General features: G+C 34.6%; 10 protein-coding genes and 1 pseudogene. 7 read left to right on the top strand and 4 right to left on the bottom strand.

The window, feature by feature from the left end; all coding sequences use genetic code 11:
* Positions 1-25 precede the first annotated feature (25 nt).
* Positions 26-319 (top strand): F0F1 ATP synthase subunit epsilon, encoded by a 294-nt coding sequence (locus V1468_RS05440; RefSeq protein WP_331809211.1) that lies wholly within the window; start codon positions 26-28, stop codon positions 317-319.
* Between the two features lie 57 nt (positions 320-376).
* On the opposite strand, the gene V1468_RS05435 is transcribed toward V1468_RS05440, so the two are convergent.
* Positions 377-1351, bottom strand: a complete 975-nt coding sequence (locus tag V1468_RS05435) for a Gfo/Idh/MocA family protein (protein ID WP_331809210.1) — start codon at positions 1349-1351, stop codon at positions 377-379.
* 1 nt (position 1352) lies between these two features.
* A complete protein-coding gene (locus V1468_RS05430) occupies positions 1353-2117 on the bottom strand; it encodes an XRE family transcriptional regulator (protein ID WP_331809209.1) in 765 nt (254 codons plus the stop codon).
* A gap of 75 nt (positions 2118-2192) precedes the next feature.
* Here V1468_RS05430 and V1468_RS05425 point away from each other — a divergent pair, with 75 nt between their 5' ends.
* Both V1468_RS05425 and dinB read left to right on the top strand, forming a co-directional pair.
* Positions 2193-5276 (top strand): DNA polymerase III subunit alpha, encoded by a 3084-nt coding sequence (locus V1468_RS05425; RefSeq protein ID WP_331809208.1) that lies wholly within the window; start codon positions 2193-2195, stop codon positions 5274-5276.
* Positions 5277-5393: 117 nt separating this feature from the next.
* Positions 5394-6611 carry a DNA polymerase IV gene (gene dinB / locus V1468_RS05420; RefSeq protein WP_331809207.1) on the top strand — a complete coding sequence of 406 codons (1218 nt, stop codon included), beginning with the start codon at positions 5394-5396 and terminating at the stop codon, positions 6609-6611.
* On the opposite strand, the pseudogene V1468_RS05415 reads toward dinB, so the two are convergent.
* A pseudogene (locus tag V1468_RS05415) lies at positions 6612-6692 on the bottom strand (helix-turn-helix domain-containing protein); the annotation flags it as partial.
* A 30-nt stretch (positions 6693-6722) separates the two neighbouring features.
* On the opposite strand from V1468_RS05415, the gene V1468_RS05410 reads away from it, so the two are divergent.
* A complete protein-coding gene (locus tag V1468_RS05410; RefSeq protein ID WP_331809205.1) occupies positions 6723-7142 on the top strand; it encodes a putative signal transducing protein in 420 nt (139 codons plus the stop codon).
* On the opposite strand, the gene V1468_RS05405 is transcribed toward V1468_RS05410, so the two are convergent.
* Positions 7129-8625: an aminotransferase-like domain-containing protein gene (locus tag V1468_RS05405; RefSeq protein WP_331809204.1), complete on the bottom strand. Its 1497-nt coding sequence runs from the start codon at positions 8623-8625 to the stop codon at positions 7129-7131. The genes V1468_RS05410 and V1468_RS05405 overlap by 14 nt on opposite strands.
* A gap of 70 nt (positions 8626-8695) precedes the next feature.
* Here V1468_RS05405 and V1468_RS05400 point away from each other — a divergent pair, with 70 nt between their 5' ends.
* From V1468_RS05400 to V1468_RS05390, 3 genes are all read left to right on the top strand, one after another.
* Positions 8696-10513: a TonB-dependent receptor plug domain-containing protein gene (locus tag V1468_RS05400; RefSeq protein WP_331809203.1), complete on the top strand. Its 1818-nt coding sequence runs from the start codon at positions 8696-8698 to the stop codon at positions 10511-10513.
* 236 nt (positions 10514-10749) lie between these two features.
* Positions 10750-11448 (top strand): PspA/IM30 family protein, encoded by a 699-nt coding sequence (locus V1468_RS05395; RefSeq protein WP_331809202.1) that lies wholly within the window; start codon positions 10750-10752, stop codon positions 11446-11448.
* Between the two features lie 53 nt (positions 11449-11501).
* Positions 11502-12227 carry a hypothetical protein gene (locus V1468_RS05390; protein WP_331809201.1) on the top strand — a complete coding sequence of 242 codons (726 nt, stop codon included), beginning with the start codon at positions 11502-11504 and terminating at the stop codon, positions 12225-12227.
* The last annotated feature ends 10 nt before the right edge of the window (positions 12228-12237 follow it).

Below are 12237 nucleotides of genomic sequence, written 5' to 3'. Positions count from 1 at the left end.
TACTCTATACTTAATACTAAAAATTATGTACTTAGAAATTGTATCACCAGAAGCGACTTTATTTAGTTCAGAAGTTGACTCTGTAGTAGTACCAGGTGTAAATGGTGAGTTTGAAATGTTATCTAATCACGCGCCTGTAGTTTCTATCTTAGGTGAAGGTATTATTAGAATAAAAACTCACTCGCAAAGTCATCTAGTATTTGATGAATTACATGGAGATGTTGTTCCTCACATCGATGACAAAAAAGTTCTTACAGTAAGTATTAACTCTGGAACTATTGAGATGAAAGACAACAAGCTAATTATATTAGCTGATTAAGAAATAACATTCTTTCAACATAAAAAAGCGCTAAACACTATGTTTGGCGCTTTTCTTTTATAGCTGATTTAAAATAGAATCCATTATCCATGCAGTGTGTGTTGCGGTTTTACCTGTAGAAGGATGCTCAATACCTAATTGTAAATGCTTCACCATATTTTCAACATGATATTGTTGAATGTGCTTAGGGTTTTCAATATAAACTTGTTCTATTTTATCATTCGTTATTATTTCAATTGGCTCTTCACCAAATACAGAAAATGATAACTCACCATCACTACCAACAATCCTAACTTTATCTTCGCGTTTATAAGTACCAAAACTCCACATTCCAGTTCCTATTATACCTTTATCATGTTCCCAAGATGCTGAAATAATGTCTTTTGCCGAATACAATTGCTGTTGATTAGACGAAATACCTTTTGCTTCTTTTACGTCGCCTAATAAATCTACAAACAGGTCTAATCCATGACTAGCCAAATCATCAAAATAACCTGCTGGTGCAATGTTAGCATCTGTTCTCCAATTATAGGTCTTTGATATATCTAATTCGCTTGGCGTGCGACTTAAAGACCAACTTATATGCCTTACACTACCTATTACCTTTTCTTCTAATAGCTCCTTTACTTTTTTAAATCTTGGCAAGGATCTGCGATAATAGGCTACAAATAATGGAAGCTCGCGTTTTTCGAAGATCGTTTGTATTTCAAGACACTCTGCATAACTCGGTGCCATTGGTTTTTCAATACAACATATTTTGTTTGCTTGCGCAACCTTCATGGCATAATGAAGATGCGTATCAGGTGGTGTGGCGATGTAAATTGCATCAATTTCAGAATCATTTATCAATTCATCTGCATCATTATAGTAGCGTGGTACATTATGTCGTTCAGCATAATCTTTAGCTAGCTCAAAGTTACGTCGCATAACAGCAACAAGCTCAAAACCTTCAGCCATTTTATAGGCTGGTCCACTTTTAACTTCAGTGACATTGCCACAGCCAATAATTCCCCATTTAACAGTTTTTGCCATTCTACAACTGCTTTACAGCTTCTAATTCTACCTTAAGTTCTTGAAACATGGTCATAATACTACTTAACTTCAACTCCTTCTCATCGTACTCTTGCGTATTAATACAACATGTAAATTCCCAAAGTTCTAAAATCGTTTCTTTTGACACAAAATAAGGTTTGTAAGATTTATTATCTGAGCTTAATAATAGTAGATTCTCATCATCCGTACTATAAACACGCTTATAGACCAAACCATCATCCTTTGTTAAAACAATATATGTTCTGCCGTTTTTAATATCATTAATATTTTCGACATACTTTGCTACGACAAAAGCACCATCCTTAACCGGTAACATAGAGTCGCCTTTTATAGGAAAGGCACGGTGTGTTCCCGTAGGTAAAAACGGTAACTTTATTTTTTGAAGTTGTTCTATATATTCCGGATCATCATAACCAGATAAATATCCTGCCGAAGCCTTTGCCGGAATGATTTCGATTAAATCTTCATTGTCTTCATTAACCGTTACAGGAAACAACACGCGCTTATTGCCTATCTCAATAAAAGAAGTATCCTTCGCCTTCCGTAAATCTTTACGAACGAGAATATCTATAGGAATATTAAAATAATTTGACAGGTCTATTAAACGCTCAATTGGCGGTTCGCTTCGTCCTTCTTCATAAGATCCTACCATTGAGCGTGTCCATCCTAAATCGTCTGCAAAACGCTCTTGAGATAGCTTCTTTAAAGACCTAAGGTGTTTTATGTTGGCTTGTATTGGCTTCATCGAAATAATCTTAACATCATTTACTACAAATATAAGCAATATCAACTACATATAGTAGCTAATTTTGTTAGTCCCATGTATTTAAACTGTCATACATATTACAGCCTGCGTTACGGCACCATAAAACCTGAGCAATTGCTTGCTATTGCTTCAGAAAATGGTGTTCAGACTTTGGCGCTAACCGATATTAACACGACCTCAGCATGCTTAGATATTGTACGATTATCAAAAAAATACAAGGTAAAACCTGTACTTGGTGTAGACTTTAGAAATAAGGCAGAGCAACAATTTATTGTCATCGCAAAAAACAACCAAGGCTTTCAAAATATAAACGCATATCTATCAAAATTTCTTCATAATCAAGACTTAAAAATTCCTGAGCAACCTGACGACGTTTTAGAAGATTGCTTCATCGTCTATCCTTACCAAAAAGGAAAGCATTTTGAACTTAAGCAAAACGAATTTTTAGGAATTACACCTAAGGACCTCAACCAATTAAAATTTTCTAAATGGAATACGCATAGAGATAAGTTAGTCGTTTTAAAAACGGTGTCTTTTCAAGATAAAAAAGGATTTAATACACATCGTTTACTTCGTGCCATAGATAACAATACGTTATTGAGTAAACTCCCAAAATCTGAAGAAGGAAATGTCAATGATATAATGCTACCTTATGATGAATTATGTCAACTTTATAAAGATTACCCTTCTTTATTAAAAAACACGGAACAGCTATTAAACACTTGTGCTATTCATTTTGATTTTGAAAACCCACAGCCCAAAAATCAGAAATGTCTAACCGCTAACGAAACCAACGATTATACATTATTAGAGCAATTAACCTACAAAGGCATTTCTTATAGATATGGAGATAATCCAGATCCTAAAATATTCGAGCGCATTAAAAAAGAGTTAGATATTATTAAACAAAAAAGGTTTGTCTCTTACTTTTTAATCAATTGGAAAATTTTAGAATATGCGCGCAGCAAAGGCTATTACTATGTTGGTCGCGGTAGTGGAGCCAATAGTATTATCGCTTATTTATTGCGTATTACAGATGTAGATCCTATTGAACTCGATTTGTATTTTGAGCGTTTTATCAATCTTTTTAGGCAAAACCCACCCGATTTTGATATTGATTTTTCATGGAAAGACAGAGATGATATTACTGAATTTATATTCAAAACCTTTAAAAATACAGCTCTTATTACAGTCTATAACACCTTTAAATTTAAAGCTTCCGTACGCGAATTAGGTAAAGTTTTTGGGTTACCAAAATCTGAAATGGATAACCTAACACGTGGTAAGTTTAATTTTAATCAATTAGATCAGCTATCTCAACTCGTACTCAAATACAGTAAATATATTGAAGGTTTTCCGAATTATTTGGGCATACATGCTGGCGGCATTTTAATTTCAGAACAGCCCATTCATTATTATGGAGCAACGTTTATGCCTCCAAAAGGATTTCCTACCACACAATTCGATATGGTTGTAGCAGAAGATATTGGTCTGTATAAATTCGATATTTTAAGTCAACGTGGCTTAGGAAAAATTAAAGATGCTGTAGAAATCATAGATCAAAATTATAACAATCAATCCCCTTTAGACATTCATGACATTAAACGTTTTAAAGAAGATGAGCGTATAAAATACTTACTAAAAAACGCCAAAGCTATTGGTTGTTTTTATGTAGAATCTCCTGCCATGCGTATGCTGTTAAAAAAATTACAGGTAGATAATTATTTGGGGCTAGTAGCCGCAAGTTCGGTCATTAGACCTGGTGTTGCAAAAAGTGGCATGATGCGACAATATATTTTGCGCTATCGCTATCCTGAAAAACGAAAAGAAGCGCATCCTGTATTACAAAATATTATGCCAGAAACCTATGGTGTTATGGTCTACCAAGAAGATGTTATAAAAGTTGCTCACATGTTTGGCGGATTGGACTTGGGAGAATCCGATATGCTACGACGTGGTATGTCTGGTAAATTTAGATCTCGCGAAGAGTTTCTTAAGGTAAAACAAAAGTTTTTTGATAACTGTATTGCTCGTGGTGAATCTAAAGAACTTACGACTGATATCTGGCGGCAAATAGAAAGTTTTGCTGGTTACGCATTTGCAAAAGGTCACTCAGCTTCTTATGCCGTAGAAAGTTATCAAAGCTTATTCTTAAAGGCATACTATCCGCTCGAATACATGACAGCTACCATTAATAATTTTGGAGGTTTTTATAGCACGGAACTTTATGTACACGAAGCGAGAATGCATAACGGTATTATTGAAGCTCCTTGTATAAATAACTCATACAACCAAGCAATTATCAAAGGTAAAACTATCTATCTGGGTTTTATGTTTTTGCATGCCTTAGAAGCTAAAACTGTACAGCGTATAGTTACAGAACGTGAGAAAAACGGAAAGTTTCAATCTTTAGATGACTTTATAGAACGTATTCCTATTTCCGTCGAGCAAATTTCAATTCTAATAAAAATAAATGCTTTCAAATTTACAAAAATCAATAAGCGTGAACTGCTTTGGGAAGCTCACCTAAAAATTAGCAAAACCATAATTCAAGAGCATGTCGTAACGCTATTCAAAACCAGACGCATTAATTATAATACTCCAGAATTGCCTAGTACAGCTTTAGAAAATGCTTTTGATGAATTAGAACTATTAGGTTTTCCCCTTTGCAATCCTTTTGAGCTTTTAGAAAACACCTCTTTAAGCAAATTAAGAGCTAAGCATTTGGAAAAGTTAGAAGGCAAACTAGTAATCATAGAAGGTTATTTAATTACAACCAAAAACACCAAAACAGCAAATGGAAAATTAATGCACTTTGGCACTTTCTTAGATCGCGATGGAGATTTTTTAGATACAGTACATTTTCCTCCAATTGCCTCTAAGTATCCTTTTAGAGGAAAAGGCATTTATGCCATTACAGGAAAGGTGATGATAGAGTTTGATTGTGTCTCTATTGAAGTTTCAAAATTAGAGCGTTTAGCAATTATTGAAGACCCACGTTACGCTGTAAAATCAGCAAATCCAACATTTCAAAGAAAGAAAAGTTTTAACGATTTGAAAAAGACACATGATCCGATTGGATTTCAAAATAGAATATCAAAAAATAATACCACCAATGTCACTTCGAGTGATTTGTGAAGCATGAGCAAATTGTATCGAGAAGTTTTTATCCATAGCGAAATTCTCGATACAACAACTTTTTCGCTAAGGCTACAAAATTGCCACTCGAACTGACGTCAATTGTAAAATATAAGAATGAACAACAACCGTAGCATCGTGCATATGGATTTAGACACTTTTTTTGTGTCTTGCGAACGCTTAAAAGATAGTCGTCTTAATGGTAAGCCTGTGCTTATTGGTGGCACGAGTGATAGAGGTGTCGTGGCTTCGTGCAGTTACGAAGCTCGTAAGTTTGGTGTACATTCTGCTATGCCTATGCGTATGGCAAAACAGCTTTGTCCAGAAGCTATTATTCTAAGGGGTAATTCTGGTATTTACACCAAATTTTCTAATGATGTTACCGACGTCATCAAAGAAAGCGTACCGTTTTATGAAAAAACCTCTATTGATGAATTTTATATAGACCTCACCGGAATGGACAAGTTTTTTGGATGCCACAAATTAGCTTCAGAACTACGCCAACGTATTATTAAAGAAACCGGACTTCCTATTTCGTTTGGATTATCGCTCAACAAAACCGTTTCAAAAATTGCAACAGGCGAAGCCAAACCTAATAATGAAATTAGAATTCTTGCAGGTACCGAAAAACCATTTTTAGCACCTCTTTCTGTAAAGAAAATTCCAATGGTAGGTAATGTCACTTACAAAGCACTTTGTGATTTGGGTGTGAAACGCATTAAAACCGTCCAAGATATGCCTATGGAATTAATGCATAAAGTATTGGGTAAAAACGGGCTTTCTATTTGGAAAAAGGCCAACGGTATAGATAACAGCCCTGTAATACAATACCACGAACGCAAATCTATTTCTACAGAGCGCACCTTTGGGCAAGACACCACAAATATTCATAAGCTTAAAGGACTCGTTATTGCCATGGCAGAAAACCTGGCTTATCAGCTAAGACGTGGTAATAAACTAACAGCCTGTATTACCTTTAAGATTCGGTATTCCGATTTTCAGACCTATACACAGCAAAAGCAAATTCCATATAGCGCTATGGACCATAACATCATTCCTGTGGTTTTAGATTTGTTCCAAAAACTTTATAACCGTAGATTATTAGTCAGACTTATTGGTGTAAAGTTTAGCCATTTGGTAGAAGGAGGTCATCAAATCAACTTGTTTGAGGATAATGAAACACACCTCAACTTAAGTAAAGCTATGGACAAAATGCGTGAACGTTTTGGTGACAGAGCCGTAATGTCTGCTGCAGGAATGGAAGCCAAAACCATTAGTCGTTGGAATCCATTTACTGGTGAGCCTCCTCCTCTACTTGCTAATAGACATCGCTAGTTAATCCTCTACATATTCTAAGATATCCCTCGGTTGACAATCTAGTGTTTTACAAATAGCTTCTAAAGTTGAAAATCTTAAAAAAGCACCGAATCTTGCTATCTTTACAAAATGCAAAACACATTTTCCACCATAGCACGTTACACCTACTCTTCTGAAGCCGAAATCATAAAAGGTCGTCTAGAAGCTGAAGGCATTAAAGTTTTTTTAAAAGATAATATTACCATAGATACCGATCCATTAGTGAGTCAGGCTATAGGTGGTGTAAAATTGAAGGTTTTAGCCAAAGATGAAAGCAAAGCGAAAGCTGTTTTAAATTCTATTTCGGCTTATGCTTTAGATGATAATGGCAATGCTGTTGCCTGTTCTAATTGTGGTAGCAATAAAATTAGCCTCTACTCTACTATTAATAGTTTTAAATCCTTGGTTCATTTTATAATAGGTTTTGTTTTTGGCTCACTTCCGCTAAGCGCACGTTACGAGTATAAATGCGATAATTGCAACACTATTGTTAACTTTAAAAAGCAATAATCCTATCATAGGCTTGTTTTAACCTAGACACTACAATCTCAATTTCATCTTCATCTAAATGCCCAAAACCAAACCGAATAGCACAAGTATCTTTATCTTGGTATAAAATTGTTTTTGGTAAAAACACATCTAAAACTTCAGCTTCATTTGCTAATTGTACCAGAGAAATCTGCTTTATAAATTTCAACCAAATTGCTAAACCTCCTGAAGGTTTTTCAAACTGAATAACATTTTTAAATTGTTGTTTTAGAGCATCACACAAAACATCTCTTCGTCTTTTGTAGGTTACAATATTCTTCTTTAAAAGCCTGTAAATTTCACCTTCAGCAATTAATTCCGATAGCATTTGCTCTTGTATAATATCGCCTTGCTCATCTAAAAGCGTCAAATAATTATGAGCTTCTGCAATAAGATTTTCGGGAGCTACAACAAATCCAGATTGAAAACTTGGAAAAAACGACTGTCCCATTTTACCCAAATAAATCACCATACCATCAGAATCTGCCGTTGCCATTGGAAGCATTGCAGAACCATCGTACTGAAAATCATAATCGTAATCGTCTTCAATTATGGCAAAACCATAATCTTTAGCTAGCTCTAATAATTGAATACGTCGTTCTGCACTTAACGTTTTTGTAGTTGGGTAATGCCTATGCGCACTTACATACACACATCGAATTCGATTTTTCACAAAATGCTGCCTTATATAATCTACATCGAGACCGTCGTCATCCACAGGAATTGTTCTAATCGTAGCTCCTGCTTCCTGAAAAATAGTGTTAGACGCATAATGACTCAATTGACCAACCAAAACCAAATCGTTTTGCTTTATCAGCAATTGCGATACTATGTAAAGACTCATTTCAGAGCTGCGTGTATTCAGAAGGTTACTGGGCTTTATATGAAATCCTCGTGTGGCATTGAGATAATTACACAATTGTGTTTTAAATACTGAAGTTGATGACGTTGTGATTCTGTTCCATTTTTGAATTAATGGTTTACGCTTCATAGCTGCGCTATACCATCTCGAAAATTGATGTGTTGGATGCAAGCGTAAATCTGGCTTACCATCATTAATAATGTATTTAGCTTGTGTTTGTTGAAGATTAGTCGCCAAATGAAACGACTGTTGAAACGGAAAACCAGCTTCCTTAGGATAATGATACGCCTGATGCACTTGCTGTGTAGAGGCTTTAATTTTTGCTGTGGCTTGCTCTGGTAGCAACACAAAAGTGCCTTTATTCGCAATGATTTCTACCCAACCTTGAGATGCCAACTCATCGTAGATTGCAACGGCTGTGTTTCGATGGACCTTTAATAGTTGACTTAATATCCTTGTGCCTGGTAATTTTGTACCTTTTATCAGATAACCACGCTGAATAGCATTTATAATTTGCTGAGAAACTTGAACATAGACAGGTTGCACGATAGTTTTATCGAAACTAATAAGCTGTTTTAAAACTGCTTCAACCGGACTATTCATTCTTTTAAAAGTGGACTATTTTAATCGTCCGGAAAGTTACGACTTTTGCACTTTCAATTTAAAACAAGATATGAGAAAAAAGATTACCCCTTTTGCATTACTAATTATGGCTGTTTTTCAGCTTAATGCACAAGAAGTTACACAACAATTAGATTCTGTTACTTTAACTGGTACACGTATCGATTTACCTTTTAAAGAAAACTCAAGAACGATAAACATCATTACATCAGATGCTATTAAAAAAAGTGCAGCTGTAAATCTTGCAGATCTATTGCAGCAAGTGGCTGGTGTAGACATCAGAAGACGTGGTACAGGTGGCAGCCAAGCCGATCTTTACATAAGAGGTGGTGGTTTTGACCAAACACTTCTACTAATAGATGGTATAAAAATGGATGATGTACAAACCGGTCATCATAGCATGAATGCTGCTTTACCAATAGAAGTTATTGAGCGCATAGAAATTATCAAAGGTCCTGCCGCCAGAGTTTTTGGTCAAAATGCTTTTAACGGAGCTATAAATATTGTGACTAAGAAAAACCTGAAAAATTCAACATCTGCAACTATTGAAACTGGATCTTTTGGACAACTTAACGGTAATGTTACTGCTGGTGTAGATTTAGAAAACTCATCGCATATTGTTCATGTTGGCAGAGTGACTTCTGAAGGTTACCGAATTAATACGGATTACGACAATGCCAATTACTACCTAAAAAGTACGTTCAATAAAAATGCACAAGCTATTGAAATGACAGCTACATTTCTTGAACGCAAATTTGGTGCACAAAACTTCTACACAACCAATCCTACGTTTAACGAGTACGAAGAAACGCAGAATAGCTTAATTGCATTTGGTACAACGTTTAGAACTGAAAAATTTAAAATTCAGCCAAGAGTTTACTGGAAACGTAATCAAGATATCTTTCTATTACGACGAGATGAGCCAGATTTTTATAGAAACATGCACATTTCTGATAAAATTGGCGCGGAAACAAATGCCTCTTACACTTCAGAATTAGGTGTAACTGGTTTTGGAATAGATCTTTCTAAGATTTACCTAAGAAGTAACAACTTAGGAGACCGTAACCGTTTTATGGCTAATGCATTCTTAGAGCATCGCTTTAGTTTGCTAGACAACAAACTAGACATTACACCTGGTGTTGCTTTAACGTATTTTTCCGATTTTAAATTTCATGCATTTCCTGGTTTAGATGTTGGTTATGACATTACCAACAACTTCAAGGTTTATGGTAACATTGGTTATACTTACCGAGTACCAACCTACACCGACTTATACTATAACGATCCTGTAACCACAGGAAATGAAGATCTAGAACCAGAAGAAGCGTTTGCACAAGAGCTTGGTTTAAAATACATCTCACCAAAACTTACAGCTAGTATCGCTGTATTTAACAGAGATGCAGATAACCTAATCGATTATGTAAGAACATCTGTAACCGAAGATGTATTTACTGCACAGAACATTACCGAAGTTAACACCAAAGGTTTAGAGTTTGATGCTGCATACAACTTTAATATGAGCAACTACAAACAAACTTTAGCGTTTGGATACTCGTACTTAGATGATAATATTTCAGATCAAAATGAAGAATTATCACGCTATTCACTTAATACGTTGAAGCACCAATATATTACGCGATTAAGCACTCAGTTGTTTAAAAACGTAAGTCAAAACATTGTTTACAAATATGCTGAGCGCACCACAGGACAAACCTATAATGTTTGGGATACCTCAATTGCTTTCAGATTTAATCAAGCGGAATTTACAGTAACAGCTAGCAACATTTTTGATGCTGACTATATTGAATCTGGCTTTACACCAATGCCTCCAAGCAACGTGTTATTTGGTTTACGATATACGTTTAAATAGATAGAAAACAACATATCCCACTATAAATCCTGTCCTAACCGACAGGATTTTTTTGTTGCTATTGTAACAAAACTCAAATAAGTGCTACATATTATATGTAAGCTTATCGCTACATCCGGAATAGCGATAAAATTCAACCATCACATTCTTATCAAGGCTTTTATCCTTTAAAAATGTATCCTTTAGTTTAGAATTTATTGTAAGGTATTTCAATTAAAAGTACTAGATTTAACGCTATGAACATCTTTAGAAAGCTATTCAATTTTTTTCAGGCTAAAGCTAATACCATGATTGATAATCAGTATGAGCTTGAAGATGCCATTGAAGAACAACTGAATCGCTTAAAAGAAGAACTTTCTTACACTACCGAGCATCTAAATAAAGTAAAAGCGCTAGCAATTCGTGTAAAAAATGATAATGACGAATATGCCACTAAAGCAAAAAAAAGCGAAGATGAAGCTGTTGCTATTTTAAAAAAAGTACAGCTCAATCAAATTGATGTTTATGAAGGAGATCGCTTAGCCAGAGAAGCTTTGATAAAAAAAGAAGCATTATTAGCAAAAGCGAAAGCTACAGCAGCAGAACGCGATAAATTAGATTATAAAGTTGAATTGTTAAAAGGTAATGTAGCGATGATTCAATCAAACATATCAGACTATGAAAAAGAGCTCGATACTTTAAAAGCTGAAATTAAACTAATTGAAGCTGAACAAAACATAAACAAACAAATGACACATCTTAATGCTCAAAGTATTGATGATAGATTGAAATTTTTAAAAGAAAAAAAACAAGAATTTCAAGACTTAAAAGAGCAACCAGATGATTATATAAACTTAGACAACGATATTGATTTCACACTAGATGATTCGGTATCTAAAGCTAACGAAGAACTAAAAAAATTAAAAGAACAATTAGGTATAAAAAACAATAATTAATCCGTTATTTTACCAAACTCACTCAAAATGAGTTCATTTTAAAACATAAAACATTGGAACAGTATTTAGACATCGTATTCTCACAAGTTAACATTACGCTCAGCATTTTGTTAATCATCTTGATTTTATATTGGCTCGTTACCATGTTTAGTGGTATTGATTTCGACTTAGATGTCGATGTAGATATCGATGTAGACATTGATGCCGATGTAGATATGGAAGTCGAAAGCGGACTGGAAAGTGGCAACATAGATTTTCAAGATGTTAGCAATGTAGAAGTAGACCGTCAGCATGTCGTAAACAAAAGAACACGCAATTTAAAGTGGTGGCAGGTTGTATTAATCTATTTCAACTTTGTTGGCTTACCATTTATGTTCACCTTTACTTTCTGGATTTTTAACTGGTGGCTCATATCTGTTATAACAACGACGCTAACCAACAGTTACGATACCAGTTTTGGATATGCTATTGTTTTACTGGCAATAATACCATCATTGTTTCTTACAAAAATCGTAACCGTTCCTTTTAAATCCTTCTTTAAAAATTTAAATAAAGACGGTGATAAAGCTATTGACTTCATAGGTTTAGAAGCAAAACTTCTATCTACTATTTCAGGAGAGAAAATGGGCAATGCCGAAGTTATAGTCGATGGAAACGTTATGACGATCTATGTAAAATCTTTAGACACATCAGAACTTAAATTTCATGAAAAAGCACTAATAATTAAACAATCCGAAGACAAAAACTACTATTTAGTTGCAAAACCAAACCTTAATTAACATTTAAAAA

It is taken from the genome of Winogradskyella poriferorum (assembly GCF_036553625.1).
Lineage (GTDB): Bacteria > Bacteroidota > Bacteroidia > Flavobacteriales > Flavobacteriaceae > Winogradskyella > Winogradskyella poriferorum.
Note: the sequence above shows the minus strand (reverse complement) of the source record. Positions and strands in the feature narration are given on the sequence as shown.

Excerpts from the sequence above, each read along its gene's own strand:
- V1468_RS05440 (WP_331809211.1), top strand. The coding sequence starts at position 26 with ATGTACTTAGAAATTGTATCACCAGAAGCGACTTTATTTAGTTCAGAA.
- V1468_RS05435 (WP_331809210.1), bottom strand. The coding sequence starts at position 1,351 with ATGGCAAAAACTGTTAAATGGGGAATTATTGGCTGTGGCAATGTCACT.
- V1468_RS05430 (WP_331809209.1), bottom strand. The coding sequence starts at position 2,117 with ATGAAGCCAATACAAGCCAACATAAAACACCTTAGGTCTTTAAAGAAG.
- V1468_RS05425 (WP_331809208.1), top strand. The coding sequence starts at position 2,193 with ATGTATTTAAACTGTCATACATATTACAGCCTGCGTTACGGCACCATA.
- dinB (WP_331809207.1), top strand. The coding sequence starts at position 5,394 with ATGAACAACAACCGTAGCATCGTGCATATGGATTTAGACACTTTTTTT.
- V1468_RS05410 (WP_331809205.1), top strand. The coding sequence starts at position 6,723 with ATGCAAAACACATTTTCCACCATAGCACGTTACACCTACTCTTCTGAA.
- V1468_RS05405 (WP_331809204.1), bottom strand. The coding sequence starts at position 8,625 with ATGAATAGTCCGGTTGAAGCAGTTTTAAAACAGCTTATTAGTTTCGAT.
- V1468_RS05400 (WP_331809203.1), top strand. The coding sequence starts at position 8,696 with ATGAGAAAAAAGATTACCCCTTTTGCATTACTAATTATGGCTGTTTTT.
- V1468_RS05395 (WP_331809202.1), top strand. The coding sequence starts at position 10,750 with ATGAACATCTTTAGAAAGCTATTCAATTTTTTTCAGGCTAAAGCTAAT.